This window comes from Sphingomonas sp. 1185, from assembly GCF_040544655.1.
Lineage (GTDB): Bacteria > Pseudomonadota > Alphaproteobacteria > Sphingomonadales > Sphingomonadaceae > Sphingomonas.
In genome coordinates this window covers 55,782-75,181 of record NZ_JBEPKL010000016.1, presented here as the reverse complement: position 1 = coordinate 75,181, position 19,400 = coordinate 55,782, and the positions used below count along the sequence as shown (strand labels likewise).

The 19,400-nt window shown below is 68.7% G+C and carries 23 protein-coding genes; 8 read left to right on the top strand and 15 right to left on the bottom strand.

Going from position 1 to position 19,400, the window contains the following annotated elements:
* The first annotated feature begins 40 nt into the window (after nucleotides 1–40).
* From ftsE to ABIC44_RS12225, 4 genes are read left to right on the top strand one after another with little or no spacing between them, the layout of a single operon-like run.
* Nucleotides 41–778, top strand: coding sequence for a cell division ATP-binding protein FtsE (gene ftsE / locus ABIC44_RS12240; RefSeq protein WP_309691113.1), 738 nt, complete (start codon nucleotides 41–43; stop codon nucleotides 776–778).
* Nucleotides 775–1,668, top strand: a complete 894-nt coding sequence (locus ABIC44_RS12235) for a cell division protein FtsX (protein ID WP_354295696.1) — start codon at nucleotides 775–777, stop codon at nucleotides 1,666–1,668. Before ftsE ends, ABIC44_RS12235 begins: the two co-directional genes overlap by 4 nt.
* Nucleotides 1,665–2,201: a YdcF family protein gene (locus ABIC44_RS12230; protein ID WP_307101622.1), complete on the top strand. Its 537-nt coding sequence runs from the start codon at nucleotides 1,665–1,667 to the stop codon at nucleotides 2,199–2,201. The genes ABIC44_RS12235 and ABIC44_RS12230 overlap by 4 nt, the downstream gene beginning before the upstream one ends.
* On the top strand, nucleotides 2,198–2,908 hold the full coding sequence (locus ABIC44_RS12225; protein WP_354295694.1) for a lysophospholipid acyltransferase family protein: 711 nt from the start codon (nucleotides 2,198–2,200) through the stop codon (nucleotides 2,906–2,908). Before ABIC44_RS12230 ends, ABIC44_RS12225 begins: the two co-directional genes overlap by 4 nt.
* Before the next feature lie 101 nt (nucleotides 2,909–3,009).
* Here the strand turns inward: ABIC44_RS12225 and ABIC44_RS12220 are convergent, their stop codons facing one another.
* Nucleotides 3,010–3,921, bottom strand: coding sequence for a prephenate/arogenate dehydrogenase family protein (locus tag ABIC44_RS12220; RefSeq protein WP_354295693.1), 912 nt, complete (start codon nucleotides 3,919–3,921; stop codon nucleotides 3,010–3,012).
* Nucleotides 3,921–5,039: a histidinol-phosphate transaminase gene (hisC, locus tag ABIC44_RS12215; RefSeq protein ID WP_354295691.1), complete on the bottom strand. Its 1,119-nt coding sequence runs from the start codon at nucleotides 5,037–5,039 to the stop codon at nucleotides 3,921–3,923. Before hisC ends, ABIC44_RS12220 begins: the two co-directional genes overlap by 1 nt.
* A gap of 64 nt (nucleotides 5,040–5,103) precedes the next feature.
* Between hisC and metX the strand changes: the two genes are divergently transcribed.
* From metX to ABIC44_RS12200, 3 genes are all read left to right on the top strand, one after another.
* Entirely contained in the window at nucleotides 5,104–6,264 is a 1,161-nt protein-coding gene (gene metX, locus ABIC44_RS12210; protein WP_307101615.1) for a homoserine O-acetyltransferase MetX, read from the top strand.
* Entirely contained in the window at nucleotides 6,261–6,857 is a 597-nt protein-coding gene (gene metW, locus ABIC44_RS12205; RefSeq protein ID WP_354295689.1) for a methionine biosynthesis protein MetW, read from the top strand. Before metX ends, metW begins: the two co-directional genes overlap by 4 nt.
* A 73-nt stretch (nucleotides 6,858–6,930) precedes the next feature.
* Nucleotides 6,931–7,323, top strand: coding sequence for a response regulator (locus ABIC44_RS12200; protein ID WP_309691094.1), 393 nt, complete (start codon nucleotides 6,931–6,933; stop codon nucleotides 7,321–7,323).
* 80 nt (nucleotides 7,324–7,403) lie between these two features.
* On the opposite strand, the gene ABIC44_RS12195 is transcribed toward ABIC44_RS12200, so the two are convergent.
* The 6 genes from ABIC44_RS12195 to ABIC44_RS12170 form a co-directional block, all read right to left on the bottom strand.
* On the bottom strand, nucleotides 7,404–8,927 hold the full coding sequence (locus ABIC44_RS12195) for a sensor histidine kinase (protein ID WP_354295687.1): 1,524 nt from the start codon (nucleotides 8,925–8,927) through the stop codon (nucleotides 7,404–7,406).
* A 91-nt stretch (nucleotides 8,928–9,018) separates the two neighbouring features.
* The gene (gene ssb / locus ABIC44_RS12190; RefSeq protein WP_354295685.1) at nucleotides 9,019–9,615 is read right to left on the bottom strand and encodes a single-stranded DNA-binding protein; all 597 of its coding nucleotides are present in this window, start codon (nucleotides 9,613–9,615) and stop codon (nucleotides 9,019–9,021) included.
* A 21-nt stretch (nucleotides 9,616–9,636) separates the two neighbouring features.
* Complete coding sequence (gene feoB, locus ABIC44_RS12185; RefSeq protein ID WP_354295683.1) at nucleotides 9,637–11,496, bottom strand: ferrous iron transporter B; 1,860 nt, start codon at nucleotides 11,494–11,496, stop codon at nucleotides 9,637–9,639.
* Between the two features lie 23 nt (nucleotides 11,497–11,519).
* Entirely contained in the window at nucleotides 11,520–11,771 is a 252-nt protein-coding gene (locus tag ABIC44_RS12180; RefSeq protein WP_373424655.1) for a FeoA family protein, read from the bottom strand.
* Between the two features lie 202 nt (nucleotides 11,772–11,973).
* Complete coding sequence (locus tag ABIC44_RS12175; protein WP_354295682.1) at nucleotides 11,974–12,648, bottom strand: COQ9 family protein; 675 nt, start codon at nucleotides 12,646–12,648, stop codon at nucleotides 11,974–11,976.
* Nucleotides 12,645–13,625 (bottom strand): DMT family transporter, encoded by a 981-nt coding sequence (locus ABIC44_RS12170; protein WP_309691081.1) that lies wholly within the window; start codon nucleotides 13,623–13,625, stop codon nucleotides 12,645–12,647. The genes ABIC44_RS12175 and ABIC44_RS12170 overlap by 4 nt, the downstream gene beginning before the upstream one ends.
* Before the next feature lie 65 nt (nucleotides 13,626–13,690).
* On the opposite strand from ABIC44_RS12170, the gene ABIC44_RS12165 reads away from it, so the two are divergent.
* Nucleotides 13,691–14,785, top strand: coding sequence for an alkene reductase (locus ABIC44_RS12165; RefSeq protein WP_354295680.1), 1,095 nt, complete (start codon nucleotides 13,691–13,693; stop codon nucleotides 14,783–14,785).
* A 91-nt stretch (nucleotides 14,786–14,876) separates the two neighbouring features.
* On the opposite strand, the gene ABIC44_RS12160 is transcribed toward ABIC44_RS12165, so the two are convergent.
* The 7 genes from ABIC44_RS12160 to ABIC44_RS12130 are packed head-to-tail and all read right to left on the bottom strand — an operon-like array spanning nucleotide 14,877 to nucleotide 19,305.
* Nucleotides 14,877–15,296, bottom strand: coding sequence for a hypothetical protein (locus tag ABIC44_RS12160; RefSeq protein ID WP_354295678.1), 420 nt, complete (start codon nucleotides 15,294–15,296; stop codon nucleotides 14,877–14,879).
* Nucleotides 15,293–15,841, bottom strand: coding sequence for a GNAT family N-acetyltransferase (locus tag ABIC44_RS12155; protein ID WP_354295676.1), 549 nt, complete (start codon nucleotides 15,839–15,841; stop codon nucleotides 15,293–15,295). Before ABIC44_RS12155 ends, ABIC44_RS12160 begins: the two co-directional genes overlap by 4 nt.
* Nucleotides 15,838–16,257, bottom strand: coding sequence for a 6,7-dimethyl-8-ribityllumazine synthase (gene ribH, locus ABIC44_RS12150; RefSeq protein WP_354295674.1), 420 nt, complete (start codon nucleotides 16,255–16,257; stop codon nucleotides 15,838–15,840). The genes ABIC44_RS12155 and ribH overlap by 4 nt, the downstream gene beginning before the upstream one ends.
* Nucleotides 16,257–17,408 carry a 3,4-dihydroxy-2-butanone-4-phosphate synthase gene (gene ribB, locus ABIC44_RS12145; RefSeq protein ID WP_309691063.1) on the bottom strand — a complete coding sequence of 384 codons (1,152 nt, stop codon included), beginning with the start codon at nucleotides 17,406–17,408 and terminating at the stop codon, nucleotides 16,257–16,259. Before ribB ends, ribH begins: the two co-directional genes overlap by 1 nt.
* On the bottom strand, nucleotides 17,398–18,000 hold the full coding sequence (locus tag ABIC44_RS12140) for a riboflavin synthase (RefSeq protein ID WP_354295672.1): 603 nt from the start codon (nucleotides 17,998–18,000) through the stop codon (nucleotides 17,398–17,400). The genes ribB and ABIC44_RS12140 overlap by 11 nt, the downstream gene beginning before the upstream one ends.
* A 1-nt stretch (nucleotide 18,001) precedes the next feature.
* Complete coding sequence (gene ribD, locus ABIC44_RS12135) at nucleotides 18,002–18,943, bottom strand: bifunctional diaminohydroxyphosphoribosylaminopyrimidine deaminase/5-amino-6-(5-phosphoribosylamino)uracil reductase RibD (protein ID WP_354295718.1); 942 nt, start codon at nucleotides 18,941–18,943, stop codon at nucleotides 18,002–18,004.
* Nucleotides 18,944–18,957: 14 nt separating this feature from the next.
* Nucleotides 18,958–19,305 (bottom strand): hypothetical protein, encoded by a 348-nt coding sequence (locus tag ABIC44_RS12130; RefSeq protein WP_307101588.1) that lies wholly within the window; start codon nucleotides 19,303–19,305, stop codon nucleotides 18,958–18,960.
* Nucleotides 19,306–19,400 lie beyond the last annotated feature (95 nt).

Genomic DNA, 19,400 nt, shown 5'->3' with positions numbered 1-19,400 from the left:
ACTTGAAGCGCGCGGCGGGCCATGCCAAGGCCATGCGGGCATGGCGAACATCGTCCAGTTCGAGAATGTCGGCTTGCGCTACGGCGCCGGGGAGGAAACCCTGTGCGACGTCAGCTTCGCGTTGCGACCGGGGCAATTCTATTTCCTGACCGGCGCGAGCGGCGCGGGCAAGACCTCGCTGCTGCGCCTCCTCTATCTGTCGCAGCGCCCCAGCCGGGGCATCATCCGGCTGTTCGGCGAGGATGCGGTGATCCTGCCGCGCGACCGGCTGCCCGGCTTTCGGCGGCGGATCGGGGTGGTGTTCCAGGACTTCCGGCTGATCGCGCATCTCAGCGCCGCCGACAATATCGCGCTGCCCCTGCGCGTCGCGGGCATGGCCGAATCGGAGATTGCGCGCGCGGTGCGCGAGATGCTGGCCTGGATCGGGCTGTCCGAGCGCGCGGGCGCCCGCCCCGCCACGCTGTCCGGCGGCGAGCAGCAGCGGGTGGCGATCGCCCGCGCGGTGATCGCGCGCCCCGAATTGCTGGTCGCCGACGAGCCGACGGGCAATGTCGATCCGGTCATGGCCGAGCGGCTGCTCCATCTGTTCCACTCGCTCCACCGGCTGGGGACGACGGTGGTGATGGCGACGCATGACTGGCATCTGATGGACCGGGTGCCGGACGCGCAGCATATGCATCTGGAGCGCGGGCGGCTGGTCGACCCGACCGTTCCGCCCGAGCCCGCCCCCCCGCCGCCCGAGCCGCGCCGCTCGACGATCGTGCGGAGCGGGCTGTGACGCGGGCGCGGGGGCGCGGGGGCGCGGAGGCGCGGGCGCTGGACGATGTCGGCGGCGCGCATGTCATGAGCTGGGTCATCGCGATCATGCTGTTCCTGACCCTGCTGGCGGGCGCGGCGGGGCTGGCGACGGCGCGCGCGGCGGGGTCGCTCGACCGCCAGATGGCGGGGCGGCTGACCGTGCAGATCGTCGAGGGCGAGGCCGGACGCCGCGATGCCGCCGCCGCGCGCGTGCTGGCGGTGCTGCGCCGGCTGCCCGATGTCGCGCGCGCGACGCCGGTGCCGCAGGCCGAACTCGCGCGGATGCTGCAACCCTGGCTGGGCACCGATGCCGAGGCGGCGGGGCTGCCCGTGCCCGCGCTGATCGATGTCGACCTGACCAGCGACGATTCGGGCGCGATCGCCCGCGTCGGGGCGGCGGTGACGCGGGCCAGCCCGGCGGCGCGGGTCGATGCGCATGCGACCTGGCTGGGGCCGGTCGGGCGGCTGCTCGACACCGCCGCCTGGCTGGCCGGGGCGATCATCCTGCTGATGCTGGGGGCGACCACGGCGGTCGTCATGCTGGCCGCGCGCGCAGGGCTGGAGGCGCATCGCGGCACGATCGAGGTCATCCACATGCTCGGCGCGACCGATCGGCAGGTCGCGCGGCTGTTCCAGCGGCGGATCGCGCTGGACGCGGGGATCGGCGCGGCCGTGGGCGGCATCGCGGCGGCGGGGGCGATCCTGCTGATCGCGCGACAGGTCGGCGCGCTCGAATCTGAATTGCTCGGCAATTTGCGGCTGGGGGCGGGGGATATGGGGATGCTGGTCCTGCTGCCCTTCGCCTTCGTCCTGCTGGCGGTGGTGGCGGCGCGCGCGGCGGTGCTGGCGCAGATGCGGCGGATGCTGTGATGGTGCGACTGATCGGACTGGCGGCGCTGAGCTGGTGCCTGGGTTTCGCGGCCTTCATGCTGACCCTGCCGCACCCGCTGGCGCACAACACCACCGATGCGATCGTGGTGCCGACCGGCGGGCCGGGGCGCATCGATCGCGGCATCGCGCTGCTCCAGGCGCACCAGGCCAAGCGGATGCTGGTCACCGGGGTCGCGCCCGGCGTGCGGCCGATCGACCTGGCGCGCACCTATCGCACCTCGCCCGCGCTGTTTGCCTGCTGCATCGATCTGGGGGGCGAGGCGGTCGACACGCGCTCCAATGCCGAGGAAACGGCGAACTGGGTGCGCGCCCATGGCTATCGCACGGTGCGGCTCGTCACCTCCGACTGGCATCTGCCGCGCGCCCGGATGGAGCTGACCGCGGCGCTGGGCAAACAGGTGCTGGTGCTGGGCGACGGCGTGCCGTCGGAGCCCCGGCTGGGCACGCTGGTCAATGAATATAACAAGCTGATCCTGCGACGGATCGCGCTTTGGACGGGGATTGGCGCGTGATTCTTCTTCGCAACATCGTGTTCGTGGCGATCTTCTATCCGCTGTCGGCGGTGATGGCGCTGCTGTCGCCGGTCATCGCGCTGAGCGGGCGGCGCGCGGTGATCCACTGGGCGACGAGCTGGACCCGGCTCCACCGGGTCTGCACCCGCTATCTGCTGGGCATCCGCGTGGTGGTGGAGGGGACGCGGCCGACGACGCCGGCGCTCTATCCGGCCAAGCATCAGGCGATGTTCGAGACGATGGAGCTGCAACGCATCCTGGGCGCGCCCGCCATGGTCCTGAAGCGCGAGCTGGCCAATATCCCCATCTGGGGCTGGGCGGTGCGCAAATACGGCGCGATCGTGGTCGACCGCAATGCTTCGGCCAGGGCGATGCGCGGCATGATGCGCGACGCCAAGGTGGCGGTGGAGCAGGGCCGCGCGATCATGATCTTTCCCGAAGGCACGCGGGTGAAGCCCGGCGAGACGCCGCCGCTCAAGCCCGGTTTCGCGGGGCTTTACCGGATGCTGGGCCTGCCGGTGGTGCCGGTGGCGACCGATTCGGGGCTGGTCTGGCCGCGCAAGGGCCTGAAGCGGCCGGGGGTCGTGACGCTGCGCTTCGGCGAGGTGATCCCGCCGGGCCTGCCGCGCGCCGAGGCGGAGGCGCGGGTCCATGCGGCGATGAATGCGTTGGAATCCTCCCCGGCACGGGGAGGTGGCAGGGCGTAAGCCCTGACGGAGGGGGGCTTCCGCAAGATGTGTCCTCTGTGGCGATCCCCCTCCACCATGGCTATCGCCATGGTCCCCCTCCCCGTTGCCGGGGAGGATCGTCAGCCTTCGTGGTTGCGCCCGAAATCCTCGCGCGCATCGTCCTGGCCCTGGTCGATGATCGAGCGGCGGATGGCGCGGGTGCGGCTGAACAGGTCGAACAGGGTATCGCCATCGCCCCAGCGGATCGCGCGCTGGAGCATCGTCACATCCTCTGTCAGGCGTTGCAGGATCTCCAGCACTGCCTCGCGATTGTTGAGGAACACGTCACGCCACATCGTCGGATCGGAGGCGGCGATCCGCGTGAAGTCCCGAAAGCCGCCAGCAGAGAATTTTATGACTTCGCCTTGCGTCACGTCTTCCAAGTCCGAAGCGGTGCCCACGATCGAATAGGCGATCAGGTGCGGCACATGGCTGGTCACCGCCAGGACGAGGTCGTGATGGCGCGGTGTCATCAACTCGACATTCGCGCCCAATGCTTCCCAGAAGGCGCGCAGCCGGGCGACGGGGGCTTCGGGGCAATCTTCCTCTGGAGTCAGGATGCACCAGCGGCCGCGGAACAACGTCGCGAAACCGCTTTCAGGGCCGCTATTCTCCGTGCCTGCCACCGGATGGCCGGGTACCAAGATCGCATCCGGCAAGACGGAACGCAGCGCTGCGACCACGCTGTCCTTCGACCCGCCGACATCGCTGACGATCGCCTCGGCGGGCAGATCGTCAGCGAACGTGGCTGCGACCGCCGCCATGGCACCTACGGGCACGCACAGCATCACCAGATCGGCATCGATCACCGCTGTGCCCGCGCTGTCGGTGACATCGTCGCACAGGTCGATCCGCCTTGCCGTCTCACGCACGCCTGCATCGGCGTCGTAGCCGGTAATCCTCACCGTGGGCATATTCGCACGCACCGCGCGCGCGACCGAGGAGCCGATCAGGCCGAGCCCGATGATGGTGATCCGCGCAAAGGGCAGCATCAGGCCCCCTTTGCCTCGGACTCGACCATCCGGCGTAGCGCGGCGACGACGCCCTTCACCTCGTCCTCGGTGCCGATGGTGATGCGCAGGGCCTGGCCCAGCCCCTGGCCCGGCAGCCAGCGGACGATGTACCCGGCGTCCATCAGCCCGTGATAGGCGCGCTCGGCGGTCAGCGGCCCTTCGAACAGCACTAGCGAGAAATTGGCCCGCGACGGCACGCAGCGCAGCCCCGCATTGCCCAGCGCCGCGATCTGCGCCTCGAACCAGGCCAGCCACGTCGCATTGTGCGCGCGCGACGACTCGACGAAGGCGCGGTCGCGGATCGCCTCGATCGCGGCATTCTGTCCGGCGATCGTCACGTTGAACGGCGCGCGGATGCGGTGCAGCGCGTCGATGATCGGGGCGGCGGCATAGCCCCAGCCGATCCGCTCGGCGGCCAGGCCGTGGATCTTGGAAAAGGTGCGCGAGACCAGCACGTTCGGCGCGCGCTCGGCCAGCGCGAGCCCGCCATCGTCCTCGCCCTCGGCCAGATATTCGGCATAGGCCTGGTCGAGCACCAGCAGGACATGCGGGGGCAGCCCGGCATGGAGCCGCGCGATCTCGTCCGCGCCCGCATAGGTGCCGGTCGGATTGTTGGGATTGGCGACGAAGACGAGCTTGGTCTTTTCGGTCACCGCCGCCAGGATCGCGTCGACATCGGTGGCATAGTCATGGTCGGCGACCACCACCGGCTCCGCGCCCACCCGCCGGGTCGCGATCTCATAGACCGCAAAGCCGTAGCGGACATGGATGACCTCGTCCCCCGGTCCGGCGAACGCGCCCGCCGCCAAATGCAGGATCTCGTCCGAGCCGGTGCCATAGATGATTCGCGCCGGATCGAGCCCATGGACCTCGCCGATCGCCTGGCGCAGCGCGGTCGCGCCCGCGTCCGGGTAACGCTCCAGATGGTTGGCGGCGGCGGCGAAGGCGGCGCGGGCCTTGTCGCTGGTGCCCAGCGGATTCTCGTTGGACGACAGTTTGACGACCTTGCGACCGTCATCGGTCGTCGCGCGGCCGGGGACGTAAGGCGCGATCGCCTTGACCCAGGAGATCGGTTCGGGGGCGGTAAGCTCGGTCATGGCGAACGCCATAGCGGCCATGGCCTTGCGTTGCCAAGCATCGCGGCCTAGCGGAGAGGGCTCCATGGCCGCTTCCGTTTCCGCTTCTCCCCCCAGCGACGACCGGCGTTTCGGTCTGTCGCGCCATGTCGTGCTGCCGGGGCCGCTGCGGCTCGACGGCGGCGGGCTGCTATCGCCGGTCGAGATCGGCTATGAAACCTATGGCACGCTGAATGCCGAGGGGTCGAATGCGATCCTGATCTGCCATGCGCTGACCGGCGACCAGCATGTCGCCTCGCCCCATCCCCGCACCGGCAAGCCCGGCTGGTGGACGCGCCTGGTGGGCGAGGGCAAGCCGATCGACCCGGCGCGGCACTTCATCATCTGTTCCAACGTCATCGGCAGCTGCATGGGGTCGTCGGGCCCCGCGACGATCGACCCTTCCACCGCCGAGCCCTGGGGGATGCGCTTCCCGGTCCTCACCATCCGCGACATGGTGCGTGCGCAGGCTATGCTGCTCGACCATCTGGGCGTCGGACAGCTGAAGGCGGTGGTCGGCGGGTCGATGGGCGGGATGCAGGCGATCAGCTGGGCCGCGACCTGCCCCGACCGCGTCCGCGCCTGCGTCATGGTCGCCTCGACCGCCAGGCATTCGGCGCAGAATATCGCCTTTCACGAGGTCGGGCGCCAGGCGATCATGGCCGACCCGAAATGGCGCGGCGGCGCCTATTACGAGGCCAACGATCCCCCCGCGGCGGGCCTGGCGGTGGCGCGGATGGCGGCGCACATCACCTATCTGTCCGAGGCGGGGCTGACCGAGAAATTCGGGCGCCGCCTCCAGGCGCGGCCCGACCGGCCGGACGGGGCCAAGAGCTTCGGCTTCGATGCGGATTTCCAGGTCGAAAGCTATTTGCGGCACCAGGGGCTGGCGTTCGTCGATCGGTTCGATGCCAATTCCTATCTCTACATCACCCGCGCGCTCGACTATTTCGATCTGGCCGAGGAGCATGGCGGACTGCTCGCCAATGCTTTCCGGGGGACGAGGACGCGCTTTTGCATCGTCAGCTTCGACACCGACTGGCTCTATCCCACCGCCGAGTCGCGTGCCGTGGTCCAGGCGCTGAACGCGGCGGGCGCGGCGGCGAGCTTCGTCGAGCTGTCCAGCCCCTATGGCCATGACGCCTTCCTGCTCGAAGCGCCCGAGATGAACCGGGTGATCGACGGCTTCCTGCGGGCCGAGCCATGACCGACACGACGTTGCGCCCCGATCTGGCGATCATCGCGAACCATGTCGCGCGCGGCGCGCGCGTGCTGGATGTCGGATGCGGCGACGGGCAGCTGATGGCGGCGCTGCGCGACCGGGTGGCGGTCGACGGGCGCGGGCTGGAGATCGATCCCGCCAATGTCGCCGCCGCCGTCGCGCGCGGGCTGGCGGTGGTGCAGGGCGACGCCGATGTCGATCTGGCGGGCTATCCCGACAAGGGCTTCGACTATGCGATCCTCAGCCAGACGCTCCAGACCGCGCGCGCGCCCGACCAGGTGCTCGACCATCTGTTGCGGATCGGCAAGCGCGCCTTCGTCTCCTTCCCCAATTTCGCGCATTGGCGGGTGCGGCTGTCGCTGCTGTGGGGCGGGCGGATGCCGGTGACGGGGCTGTTGCCCGAACAATGGTATGACACCCCCAACATCCACCATGTGACGATCGACGATTTCCGCGCCTTCGTCCGCGAACGGCGGATCACCGTGGAGGGCAGCTGGTTCCTCTCGGGCGGCCGTCCGACCAGCGCGGCGGCGGCGAACTTCCGGGCCGAGCATGCCGTATTTCTGTTACGGCGCTGACGACAATATCGTATCCATTTCGGAACTTTATCTGGATCAAGCTTGTTGTGCGGGAAAGTGACGGGATTTTGACATGAGCCGAACCGCGCTGATCGTGGAAGACGAGATATTCGTGGCTCTTGATCTGGAGCGCATCCTGACCGACGCCGGTTACCAAGTGGCCGGCATAGCGGCAGATAGCCGCACCGCCATGGAGACCGCACCCGGCTGCGCCTTCGCCTTTGTCGACGTGAACCTGCGCGACGGCGCGACCGGCCCCGAGATCGCGCGCCGGATCGCCGCCGATTACGGGGTGAAGGTGGTCTTCGTCACCGCCAACCCTTCGCAGATCGATGCCGGTGTCGAGGCGCTAGGCTATATCCGCAAGCCGTTCAGCGAGCGCGCGATCCTGGCGGCGGCGGCCATGGCGACCGGCGGGCAGGCCGAGGCGCGGGAGGAGGTCATCCCGCTGGGGATGGTCGGCTGACCAGGCCGGTCTGACGATCAGGGGGCTGCCGCGACCAGGGTCCGGCAGCCCTTTTGCCGTCAACGGCAGGGCCCCGTCCCCTACGGGCGGCGAAAGGAGGCCAGCGGCACCCGGATCGTGACGACCAGCCCGGTCGGGTTCCAGTCCCGCTCGACCTCGCCGCCCAACTGGCGCACCGCCGATAGCTCGACCAGCTGCGATCCGAAGCCCGCATGGACCGGCGCGGCCTCCAGCACCGGGCCGTCGCGCTCGATCCAGCAGAGTTGCACCATGTCCCCCTGCCGCTGAACCTCAAGGTCGACCATGCCCGCCATCACCGACAGCGCGCCATATTTGGCGGCGTTGGTCGCCAGTTCGTGGAACAGCAGCGCCAGCGGCGTCGCCGACCGGTCGTCGACCAGCACGTCGTCGCCCGACACGCGGATGCGCGTCTCGCTCCGGCCGCGATAGGGCTCGAACAGATCGTCCAGCAGGCCGTGGAGCGAATCCTGCCGCGACCGGGGGCGCGACTGTTCGCTGTGCGGCCGGACGAAGTCGTGCGCGCGGCCCAATGCCGTGATCCGGTCGCGCAGGTCGCTGGCGATGCCCGCAAAGCCCGGATGGCTGCGCGCGGCGAAACCGATCAGGCCGGAGATCACCGCGAAGATGTTCTTGATCCGGTGGCTGAGTTCCTGGCTGACGATCTCGCGTTCCTCGAGCGCCAGCTTCTGTTCGTGAATATCGGTGCAGGTGCCGAACCAGCGGGTGATCTGCCCCTGGGCGTCGCGGATCGGCAGCGCGCGACCCAGCACCCAGCGATAGGTACCGTCCCGGTGCCGGAGCCGATATTCGATCTGATAGGGCTCGCCCGTGGCCAGGCTGTGCTGCCACCGCGCCCGCGCCCGGTCCTGATCCTCGGGATGGAACACGCCGCTCCATGCCGCGCCATCGGTCGATCCGTCGGGCATGCCGGTGAAGTCGTACCAGCGGGCATTGTAATAATCGTGATAGCCGTCGGGCAGGGTCGACCACACCATTTGCGGCATGGTGTCGGCCAGGGTGCGGAAGCGCCGCTCGCTGTCGGCGATGCGCGCGTCCGATTCCTCGACCGTCTGGAGATGTTCGCGCTGCGCCCGGCGATCCTGCAACCGGCCCATCACGGCGGTCGCCAGTATTTCCAGCCCGCGCCGCTGAAAATCGGTCAGGCCCTGCGGACGCGGCTCGGGCGAGATGACGCAGATCGCGCCCAGCGGCACGCCTTCGTGCGACAGCAGCCGCGCACCGGCATAGAAACGGATATGGGGGGCGCCGACCACCAGCGAGAAACCGGCGAACCGCGCATCCTCGCGCGCGTCGGGGACCACCGTCACCGGATCGGCGGCCATCATCGCCTGGGCGCAAAAGGACGTGTCGCGGCCCGTTTGCGGCTGGTCGAAGCCGACCGCCGCCAGAAACTGCTGGTGGTCGGCTTCCACCAGGCTGACCAGCGCCACGGGGGTATCGCACAGCTCGGCGGCGAAGGCGGCCAGATCGTCCAGCCCGCCGCTTTCGCGATAGCCGGCGAGGTCATAGGCCCCGATCACTTCGGTGCGCTGCGTCTCCGTACAGGCCAGGGGATGGAGCATTCGGGTCTCGCCATCCTCCTGGGCCGTGAACGCGCTGGTCCTAAACTCCTGTTCGTCCATCCCTCGCACCGTGGCTCATGGACGCGGCCGATCAGAACGGCACGTCGTCATCCAGATCGTCGGCAAAGCCGCCGCCCTGTCCGAACCCACCACGATTGCCGCCGTTCCCGCCGCCCTGATTGCCCGAGCCGCCGCCGCGCGCACCGCCGCCATAGCCGCCGCCCGACGAACCACCGCCAAAGCCGCTCGACCCGCCACCGAAGTCGCCGCCGCCGAAATCATCGCCACCGCCGAAGTCGCTGCCGCCACGGCCGCCGCCGCCGCCCTGACCGCCGCCGGGGCCGTCGAGCATGGTCAGCACCGAGTTGAAGCCCTGCAGCGTCACCTCGGTCGAGTAACGGTCGTTCCCCTGCTGGTCCTGCCACTTGCGGGTGGTCAGAGCGCCTTCGATATAGACCTTGGAACCCTTGCGCAGAAAACGCTCGGCGACGTTGGCGAGGCCCTCGTTGAAGATCTTGACCGTGTGCCACTCGGTCTTTTCCTTGCGCTCGCCGCTGTTGCGGTCCTTCCACGATTCGGACGTGGCGATGCGCAGTTCGACCACCTTGCCGCCATTCTGGAAGGAGCGGCTCTCGGGATCGCGTCCCAGATTGCCGACGAGAATCACCTTGTTGACGCTGCCCGCCATGTATTCAGTCCCGTGCTTGGTTCAGAGGCCGGCGAAAACGGCCAGCCAATATGTGATGCCCGCCATGACATATGCGGTCACGAAAAGGTACCCCACCATGAAGGCGGGCCATTTCCAGCCATTGGTTTCGCGCCGCGTCACCGCGATGGTCGAGATGCACTGGGGGGCGAAGACGAACCACATCAGGAAGGCGAGCGCGGTGGGCAGCGACCAGTTGCGCTTCAGCTTCTCGGTCATCGCCTTCTGCCCGCCCTCATGCTCGGTATCATCGATGGCATAGACGGTGCCGATGGCGGCCACCGCCACCTCGCGCGCCGCCATGGCGGGGACAAGGGCCAGCGCGATGTCGCGGTTGAAGCCGATCGGGCGCACCGCCACCTCGATGCCGTTGGCGATGCGGCCCGCGATCGAATAGTCGACCGGCGAGATGCCTGACCCCTCGGGCGGCTTGGGGAAGGAGAGCAGCGCCCACAGGATCACCGTGGTCAGCGCGATGGTGGTGCCCGCCCGCTTCAGGAAGATCAGCGCGCGGCTCCACAGCCCCAGCAGCACGTCGCGGATATGCGGCCACTGATATTTGGGCATCTCCATCATGAAGCCCGAGGACGCGCCCTTGGTGACGGTGCGGCGCAGCAGCAGCGCGGCGACGAACGCGCCGACGATGCCCATCAGATACAGGCCCAGCAGCACCAGCCCCTGTAGCCCGACAAAGGGCAGGACCTGCCGGTCCGGGATGAACGCGCCGATGATGATGGTATAGACCGGCAGCCGCGCCGAACAGGTCATCAGCGGCGCGATCAGGATGGTGGTCAGCCGGTCCTTCTCGTCATCGATCGTCCGCGTCGCCATGATGCCCGGCACCGCACAGGCGAAGGAGGACAGCAGCGGGATGAAGGCACGGCCCGACAGGCCGACCTGTGCCATCAGCCGGTCCATCAGGAAGGCGGCGCGGACCATATAGCCGCTCGCCTCCAGCACCAGGATGAACAGGAACAGGATCAGAATCTGCGGCAGGAAGACGATGACCGCGCCGACACCGGCGATCAGGCCGTCGGTGATGAGGCTGCGCAACCAGCCTTCCGGCAAGGCGGCACCGACCTGTGCCTCCAGCCAGACAAAGCCCTGTTCGATCCAGCCGATCGGAGCCTCTGACCAGGCGAAGACCGCCTGGAACATGATGAAGAGCAGGCCGACCAGCAGGACGGGGCCGAAGATCGGATGCAGCGCGACCGAGTCGAGCATGTGCGTCCAGCGACGGGTCGGCGTCTCCGCGACGGTCGCGGCTGCGGCGATCTGGCGGGCGCGGCGTTGCAGCGTGACGATGTCGTCGATCCGGTCGGGGGCGGCGACGGCGTGCGCGCGTTCCTGCGTTACCAGCCGGTCGATCTCGGCCTTCAGCGTATCGAGCCCACGGCGGCGCACCGCCACGGTCGGGATCACCGTCACGCCCAGCTCGCGCGCCAGTATGTCGGCATCCAGCGTCAGGCCGTCGCGCTCGGCCAGATCGACCATGTTGAGCGCGACCACCACCGGCAGGCCCAGCGCGATCAGCTGCAATGCGAAGCGCAGGTGATTGTCGAGATTGGCGGCATCGACCACCACGACCAGCGCGTCGGGACGCCGCTCGCCCGCCTGCGACCCCATCACGACGTTGCGCGTGACCTGTTCGTCCAGGCTGCCGGGGTCCAGGCTATAGGCGCCGGGCAGGTCGACCAGTTCGACCGGGCGGCCATCGTCCAGGACGAGGCGGCCCGAATGCCGCTCGACGGTGACGCCGGGATAATTGCCGACCTTTTGCCGCGCGCCGGTGAGCGCGTTGAACAAGGCGCTTTTGCCGGCATTGGGATTGCCGACGAGCGCGACCAGCGGTGCGGCGTTCATCAGATCAGGCGAACCTCAAAAATTCAGGCGCCGGTCGCGACACGGATCGAGGCGGCGACCCGGCGACGCAGCGCCACCGTCATCCGGCCGATCCGGCAGGCGATGGGACCACCGCCCAGCGAGGCGCGGTGCAGCACCTCGACCCCCACGCCCTCGTCAAAGCCCAGTTCGCGCAGGCGGCGCGCCTCGGGCAGCGCCAGCTGGGTCCAGTCGATCGCGGCCACGGTCGCCGGTTGCCGCCGGGGAAGGGTTTCGAGACTGCTGAGCATCGCCATGGACGATACATAACCGCCATGCGATTGATTATCAATTACCCGTTGATGAAATGGGTGTTTGGTTGGGGGGCAGGCTTGAGGCGGGGTTCGGGGCGTGCACTTCGACTTCGCTCAGTGTGAACGGAGGTTTGGAAGCTTGGCACCCCCCACCTCCGTTCAGCCTGAGCGAAGTCGAAGGCCAAGGGAATCCCCCCCCCACCCATCACACCGCCGGATAGCGCAACCGCCCGATAAAGCGCGACAGGCTGGGCATATTCTCGCCCCGCTTGGCGACGCCCGCCTTCCATTTCTCGAACCGCATGATCCCCTCGATCCGGCGGGCCAGGAAGGCGCGGGTGTCGGCATGACCCTCGCTATCGTCGTTCAGGAACACCGCGATGGTCGATCCATAGACCGCGAACAGCGTCGCGCGCTTGGTGTAGTGGTTATAGTCGGTGGCGGTGTCGCCCGCCTGCGCCCAGATGGCATCCACCGTCCGCCAGCCGAGTCGCGCCCCGCTCGCGGCGTTTTGCGGCATGGCGAGGATCGTCAGCGCGCGGCGCAGCGCCTCGCGATTCGGGGCGACCGCCGCCAGCCGCGCCTCGACCAGCGCGGTGATGCGCTGGCGGATCTTCATCGCGGCGGCCTGTTCGGCAGGGACGGCCGCGACCATCGCCTGGTCGATCCGGGCGAACCAGGCGTCGACCATCGCGACCGCGCCGTCCTTGAAAGCGAGTCGCGCGATGTCGCGGTCGATACCTGCCGCATCCGCCGCCATGTCGCGCGCCTCGTCGCCCCATCCGTCGAACGCGGCATTGGACGCGATGCCCTCCGCCAGAGCGACGCGCACCTCGTCGAGAGTCAGGTCCTGAACATCGGTCATGGCAGCCTCGGTCATATGCGTTTCCCGTCGTTCCTATCGTCCGGCCGGGCCACCGCCCTGGCCGATCCACGCCGCACCAATACCAGAGCGGCCGCCACCATCGCCACACCCGCCAGATCGGGCAGCGCCAGCGTCTCGCCATAGACGATCCAGCCGATCGCCGTCGCCACCATCGGCTGGACCAACAGCGCCAGGCCGACGACCAGCGGGCTCAGCAGCCCCAGCGCATAGATCATCAACCCCTGGCCGATGATCTGGCTCCCCAGCGCCAGCAGGATCAGCGGGCTCCAATGATCGGGCCATACCCGCTCGCCCAGCAGGACCGCGAAGACGAACAGCGGCACGATGCTGGCCATGGTCGACCAGGCGAGCGCGGGCATCGGCGGCATCGCGACCCGCACCCGCGACATCAGGATGAAATAGACCGCATAGAGCACCCCCGCGAGCACGCACAGCAGATCGCCGACCAGATGGCGCGGATCGACCTGATAGCTGCGCCCCATCAGCAATCCCGCCCCCGCCGCCGCCAGGATCAGCGCGATCCCCTGGCTCCGCGACGGCCAGGCGCGCGCGACCAGAAAGCCATAGAGCGGGAAGATGAAGGTCGCCGAATTGCCGAACAGCGTGGCGTTGGCCATCGTCGTCTGGCGGATGCCGATATGCCAGGCGCCCAGATCGCCCGCAAAGGCGATGCCGCCGATCAGCAACAGCCCCCAAAGCCCCGCCTGCGCCTTGCCCGGCATACGGGGGCGGGCAGGGCCGATCAGCGCGACCAGCGCCAGCACCGGCGCGGCCAGGGTGATGCGCCAGAAGGCGGAGGCGACCGGCCCGGTATCGGCCATCCGCACCAGCAGCGGGCCGAAGGCGAGCGCGACATTGGCCAGGATGACGGCGGCGAAGGCCAGCGGCGCGGGCGCATTGGTTCCGGACCGGTCCGACAGACGATCGCTTTCAGTCTGTTCACTTTTTCTTGCGGGGGCGGACACGGGCATGGGCTCCCTTAACGCCCTATCTGCGTTGCGTCAGGCCGGAAAGGCCGCAGAAGGATTGCATTTTGATGCCAACGCTGTTCGATCCCATCGATCTCGGGGCGATCCACGCCCCCAACCGTATCCTGATGGCGCCGCTCACCCGCGCCCGTGCCACCCGCCAGGCGGTGCCGACGCCGATCATGGCGCAATATTACGCCCAGCGCGCGAGCGCGGGCCTCATCATCTCCGAAGCGACCGGCATCAGCCGCGAAGGCCTGGGCTGGCCCTATGCGCCGGGCCTGTGGACCGACGAGCAGGTTGCGGCCTGGAAGCCGGTGACCGAGGCGGTGCACAAGGCGGGCGGCCGGATCGTCGCGCAGCTCTGGCATATGGGCCGCCAAGTGCACAGCTCGGTGACGGGGATGCAGCCGGTGTCGTCCTCCGCGACCCGGACCGAGGGGCAGGCGCATACCTTCGAGGGCAAGCAGGATTTCGAGACCGCACGGCCGCTCGAACTGTCCGAGATTCCGCGTCTGCTCGAGGATTATGAACATGCGACCCGCAACGCGCTGGCCGCCGGGTTCGACGGGGTGCAGATCCATGCCGCCAACGGCTATCTGATCGACGAATTCCTGCGCGACGGTGCGAACCATCGCGAGGACGAATATGGCGGCAGTCCGGAGAACCGCATCCGCCTGCTCCGCGAGATCACCGAGCGGGTGATCGCGGTCGCGGGCAAGGAGCGCGTCGGCGTCCGCCTGTCGCCCAATGGCGACAGCCAGGGCGTGGACGACAGCGATCCGGCCTCGGTCTTCGTGCCTGCGGCGAAAATGCTGTCGGACCTCGGCATCGCCTTCCTCGAACTGCGTGAGATCGGCCCGGACGGTACCTATGGCAGCACCGACGTGCCCAAGCTGTCGCCGCAGATCCGCCAGGCGTTCCAGGGTCCGCTGATCCTCAACAGCGACTTCGACAGCCGGGAAAAGGCGCAAGCCGCGCTCGATTCGGGTGTGGCGGACGGGATCGCGTTCGGCCGCACCTTCCTGGCCAATCCCGACCTGCCCGAGAGGCTGCGCACCGATGCGCCGCTGAACGAGAGCGACATGAAGACCTGGTACAGCCAGGGGCCGGAGGGGTATATCGATTACCCCACGCTCGAAGAGACCGCACGGGCGGCGTGATGGACGAGGGCGGGGGGGCAATCCTCCCGCCCCCGCAGCATCTCAACTGACCTATATTCCCTGCTTCGCTCAGCGCGAACGGGGATGGGGGTTATTCGGCGCTATCCAGCCCGTCGAGAAAGGCGGTCACCTGATCGCGCACCGTCTCGCGGGTCTTGGGATTGAACAGCAGCAGCGGTGCTCCCCAGACGATGGGGATGGCGAATGCCAGTACCACCCAGATGACCATCATCGCCACCAACCCGGCCCCGGCATAGCGCAGCTTCCGCATCGCGCCTGAATCCAGCGTCAGCGTGCGCGGCCCCCTGGCGTCGTAGAAGCTGTCGGTCGCCCAGCTTCCCCCGCCGTCGAAGCGCAACTTCTGCGGCAGCCGGAAGCGCGGTTTTCCTGCTATGGTGGCCGGACGTGGCGTTCCGGTCCTGCGCACCGGCTTGCCGCCTTGCGTGTCGATCACCTCCAGCCGCCGGCCCCGCTCGACGACGCGAAAGCGGGTGGGCGGCATGTCGGTCATGCGGTGGCCGTACCCCGCCGGGCGCGCCACTGGTCGGCGCTCTGGCCCCAGGCGTCCACCCGGAAACTCTCCAGCGGTGCGGGCAGCCGGACCGGCCCCTCATTCACCGCGCCCAGTCGCTGCGCCAACCGAATCGAGCCCATATTCTCCGGGTCGATGGTGTGGATCACATGGTCCCAGCCCAGCACATCGACCGCATAGTCGATCGCCGCGACCGCCGCCTCATGGGCATAGCCGCGCCCGGCGAATTCCCGCGCCACGCCCCAGGCCACTTCGCGCCCCGGCCAGCCCTCGGGCTGCCATGGCCCGATCCGCCCGACCCAGCGGCCGGTGTCGCGCTCGATCACCGAGAACATCGCAAAGCCGCGCACGCTCCACGCGCCGACCATGGTGCACAGGCTTCGCCACGCCGCGCCGCGCGCCTGAACGCCGCCCAGGAAGCGCATCGTGTCCTCCTCGGCATGAAAGGCCGCCCAGGCCTCGAAATCCTCCGCCGAAGGGACCCGGAGGATCAGCCGTTCGGTGTGGAGGACGGGGGATGTCACCCGAATCGGCCTTTGAGCGCCAGCATGGCGAGTGCCGCCTTGGCCGCCTCGCCGCCCTTGTTCTTCTCGTCCGGCTTGGCGCGGGTCAGCGCCTGCGCCTCGTTCTCGGTGGTGATGATGCCGTTGCCGATCGGCAGGCCATCCATGGTCAGCGCCATCAGCCCGCGCGCGCTCTCGTTCGAAACGATCTCGAAATGATAGGTCTCGCCGCGGATCACCACGCCGATCGCGACGAAGGCGTCGTAGCGGCCCGTGTCCGCCGCCATCGCCACCGCGCCGGGAATCTCCAGCGCGCCGGGGACGGTGATCGTCTCATGGCTGTGGCCCGCCTCCTTGATCGCGGCGCGTGCGCCCGACAGGAGCAGGTCGTTCAGATGCTCGTAGAAGCGTGCCTCGACGATCAACACATGCGCCATCAGGCGTCTCCCTCAAAATTTGCGATGCGACGTTCGCCGACGATCGACAGGCCATAGCCGTCGAGCCCGATCAGCGTGTGATGGGTGTTGGTCAGCAGCACCATGTCCTGCACGCCCATTTCGGCCAGGATCATCGCGCCGACGCCGTAATCGCGCAGTTCCTCCATGTCGATCTGCACCTCCTCACCGGCTTTCAGGCGGACGGCGGTGGTGAAGGCGTCGGTGCGCGGGCGGTTGATGACGACGATCACGCCCGAGCCTTCCTCGGCGATCATCCGCATCGACTTGGCGAGCAGCGCGCCGCGCGATCCCGCCTCGCCGAACACATCGGCGAAGGGCGACAGCGCGTGCATCCGCACCAGCACAGGTTGGGCGGTGTCGAGCTTGCCCTTGACCAGCGCCACCTGCTCGGTGCCCGTCGCCTTGTTGCGATAGGCGCGCGCGGTCCAGGTGCCGCCCCATTCGCTCTCGAAGGTGGCCTCGGACTGCAACTCGACCAGATGGTCGTAGCGGCGGCGATAGGCGATCAGGTCGCGGATCGTGCCGATCTTCAGGTTATGGAGCTGCGCGAAGGAGACGAGGTCGTCCATCCGCGCCATCGTCCCGTCCTCGTTCATGATCTCGCAGATCACGCCCGAGGGGTTCAGCCCGGCGAGGCGCGCGACATCGACCGCCGCCTCGGTATGGCCGGCGCGCACCAGCACGCCGCCGTCGCGCGCGACCAGCGGGAAGACATGGCCCGGCGTCACCAGCGACTCAGGGCCTTGGCTGGCGTCGATCGCCACCGCGATGGTTCGCGCGCGGTCGGCGGCGGAGATGCCGGTGGTCACGCCTTCCTTCGCCTCGATCGAGATGGTGAAGGCGGTTTCGTGCCGCGTCCCGTTCTTCGGGCTCATCAGCGGCAGGCCGAGCGTGTCGACCCGCTCGCGCGTCATGGCCAGGCAGATCAGCCCGCGCCCGTGCCGCGCCATGAAGTTGACCTTTTCGGGCGTCGCCATCTGCGCGGGGATGACCAGGTCGCCTTCATTCTCCCGGTCCTCGTCATCGACCAGGATGAACATGCGGCCGTTGCGCGCCTCGTCGATGATCTCTTCGGGGCTAGAGAGGAACCCACGCCGCAGACCGGCCAAGGCGTCGGGATCAGCGGCCACGATAATGCTCCATGCGCTGCAGGTAACGGGCGAGCACGTCGATCTCGATATTGACGCGCTGGCCCTCGGCGATGCCGCCCAGGGTGGTGACGGCGGCGGTGTGCGGGATGATGTTCAGGCCGATGACCGTGCCGTCGGAGCCGTCCTCGACGCTGTTGACGGTCAGCGAGACGCCGTCGACCGTCACCGACCCCTTGGTCGCCATGAAGGGGGCGAGGTCGGTGGGCACGGTCACGAAGACGCGGTGCGATCCGCCTTCCTCCGCCACCGATACCACGGTGCCCACGCCGTCGACATGGCCGGTGACGATATGGCCGCCCAGCTCGTCGCCCAGCTTCATCGCGCGTTCCAGGTTCAGCCGCCGGCCGCGCGTCCACTGGTCGGCGGTGCGCCCGATCGTCTCGGCCGAGACGTCGACCGCGAACCAGTCGGGGCCCTTCTCGACCACGGTCAGGCAGACGCCCGAACAGGCGATCGACGCGCCCAGGTCGATGGTCGCCGTATCATAGGCGGTGGCGATGACGACTCGCGTGTCGCCGCGCGCCTCGACGGCGGTGACGGAGCCGATGTCGGTGACGATCCCGGTAAACATATCAGCCGCGCTCGTAGACCTCCAACCGGTCGCTGCCAAGCATCCGCGAGTCTGCCATGCGCCAGCGGCCATGCGCGTCGGCCAGCCGGCCCAGTCCGATCGCGCCGATCGCCGCGCGGCCCTCGCCGATCAGGATCGGTGCGCGGTACAGGAGCAGCCGGTCGACCAGATCGGCGGCGAGGAAGGCGGATGCGGTCTGCGCGCCCCCCTCGACCATCAGCCGGTCGACACCCGCCAGATCGGCGATGGCATGGGGGGAGGCAATGGTCTCCCAGCCCGGCGCGGGCGTGCGCGACAACAGGATGCGGCGCGGGCTGCGCGGCTCGAGGCCGGGCAGGCGGACGTCGAGCCGGGGCGAATCGGCCTCCAGCGTGCCGCGCCCGACCAGGATCGCCTCGTGGCGGCTGCGCTCCATATGGGTATGCGCGCGCGCCTGCGGCCCGGTGATCCAGCGGCTCTCGCCATCGGGCCGGGCGATCCGGCCGTCGAGCGAGGTGGCGAGCTTGAGCGTGACGAAGGGGCGGCGTTTCGCGCGGCGGGTCAGGAAGCCCGCGATCATGCCCCGCGCCTCCGCCTCGCGCACGCCCGTCGTGACGGTGATTCCGGCGGCGCGGGCGCGGGCAAAGCCGATGCCGTCGGTGCGCGGATCGGGATCGCCCATCGCCGCCACGATCCGCGCGACTCCGGCGACGATCAGCAGGTCGGTGCAGGCGGGGCCACGGGTCGAGACATGCGCGCAAGGCTCCAGCGTGACATAGGCCGTCGCGCCGCGTGCGGCCGCGCCCGCCTGTGCCAGCGCCATCGCCTCGGCATGGGGGCGGCCGCCCGGCTGGGTCCAGCCGCGCCCGACGACCCGCCCGTCGCGAACCAGCACGCAGCCGACATTGGGATTGGGCGCGGTCCGTCCGACACCGCGATCCGCCAGTGCCAGCGCCGCCCCCATCCAGCGATGATCGGTCAGATGCCCCACTTGTTCAGCGCGTCGTCGACCTTCTTGAACTCGGCCTGGCGCTGATCCCTGGCGGCCTTTTCCTCGGCGATCCGCTGTTTCTTCTTCACATAGTCGATCTTCTGCTGCGCCTTGATCTGCACATCGGTGCGGTCGGCGGGCCATTGTTCGACATAGATGATGTCGGGCTTGTACGGCACCGGGACATAATCGTCGCGCGCAAAGGCATAGATGAAGAAGCCGGTGATGCCGACCGCGATCATCAGGAAGACGAGTTCATAGGGATGCCGTTGCGACAGGAACAGGCGCAGGTCGCGAATGGCGCGGACGGGCGAGAAGCGGCCGAAGAACGACATGCGGGGGAAGATAGGCGTTGCGGGCCTGGGACGCCAGTGGGGACGGGTTGGTCTCGGTGAGACCCCTTTACCCTCCCCCATCCCCTCCCGCTTGC

What these genes read in the sequence shown, in the direction of transcription:
- ftsE (WP_309691113.1), top strand. Translation starts at nt 41, where the DNA reads ATGGCGAACATCGTCCAGTTCGAGAATGTCGGCTTGCGCTACGGCGCC.
- ABIC44_RS12220 (WP_354295693.1), bottom strand. Translation starts at nt 3,921, where the DNA reads ATGCTGCCCTTTGCGCGGATCACCATCATCGGGCTCGGCCTGATCGGC.
- hisC (WP_354295691.1), bottom strand. Translation starts at nt 5,039, where the DNA reads ATGACCGAGCTTACCGCCCCCGAACCGATCTCCTGGGTCAAGGCGATC.
- metX (WP_307101615.1), top strand. Translation starts at nt 5,104, where the DNA reads ATGGCCGCTTCCGTTTCCGCTTCTCCCCCCAGCGACGACCGGCGTTTC.
- metW (WP_354295689.1), top strand. Translation starts at nt 6,261, where the DNA reads ATGACCGACACGACGTTGCGCCCCGATCTGGCGATCATCGCGAACCAT.
- ABIC44_RS12200 (WP_309691094.1), top strand. Translation starts at nt 6,931, where the DNA reads ATGAGCCGAACCGCGCTGATCGTGGAAGACGAGATATTCGTGGCTCTT.
- ABIC44_RS12195 (WP_354295687.1), bottom strand. Translation starts at nt 8,927, where the DNA reads ATGCTCCATCCCCTGGCCTGTACGGAGACGCAGCGCACCGAAGTGATC.
- ssb (WP_354295685.1), bottom strand. Translation starts at nt 9,615, where the DNA reads ATGGCGGGCAGCGTCAACAAGGTGATTCTCGTCGGCAATCTGGGACGC.
- feoB (WP_354295683.1), bottom strand. Translation starts at nt 11,496, where the DNA reads ATGAACGCCGCACCGCTGGTCGCGCTCGTCGGCAATCCCAATGCCGGC.
- ABIC44_RS12180 (WP_373424655.1), bottom strand. Translation starts at nt 11,771, where the DNA reads ATGGCGATGCTCAGCAGTCTCGAAACCCTTCCCCGGCGGCAACCGGCG.
- ABIC44_RS12175 (WP_354295682.1), bottom strand. Translation starts at nt 12,648, where the DNA reads ATGACCGAGGCTGCCATGACCGATGTTCAGGACCTGACTCTCGACGAG.
- ABIC44_RS12170 (WP_309691081.1), bottom strand. Translation starts at nt 13,625, where the DNA reads ATGCCCGTGTCCGCCCCCGCAAGAAAAAGTGAACAGACTGAAAGCGAT.
- ABIC44_RS12165 (WP_354295680.1), top strand. Translation starts at nt 13,691, where the DNA reads ATGCCAACGCTGTTCGATCCCATCGATCTCGGGGCGATCCACGCCCCC.
- ABIC44_RS12160 (WP_354295678.1), bottom strand. Translation starts at nt 15,296, where the DNA reads ATGACCGACATGCCGCCCACCCGCTTTCGCGTCGTCGAGCGGGGCCGG.
- ribH (WP_354295674.1), bottom strand. Translation starts at nt 16,257, where the DNA reads ATGGCGCATGTGTTGATCGTCGAGGCACGCTTCTACGAGCATCTGAAC.
- ABIC44_RS12140 (WP_354295672.1), bottom strand. Translation starts at nt 18,000, where the DNA reads ATGTTTACCGGGATCGTCACCGACATCGGCTCCGTCACCGCCGTCGAG.
- ribD (WP_354295718.1), bottom strand. Translation starts at nt 18,943, where the DNA reads ATGGGGGCGGCGCTGGCACTGGCGGATCGCGGTGTCGGACGGACCGCG.
- ABIC44_RS12130 (WP_307101588.1), bottom strand. Translation starts at nt 19,305, where the DNA reads ATGTCGTTCTTCGGCCGCTTCTCGCCCGTCCGCGCCATTCGCGACCTG.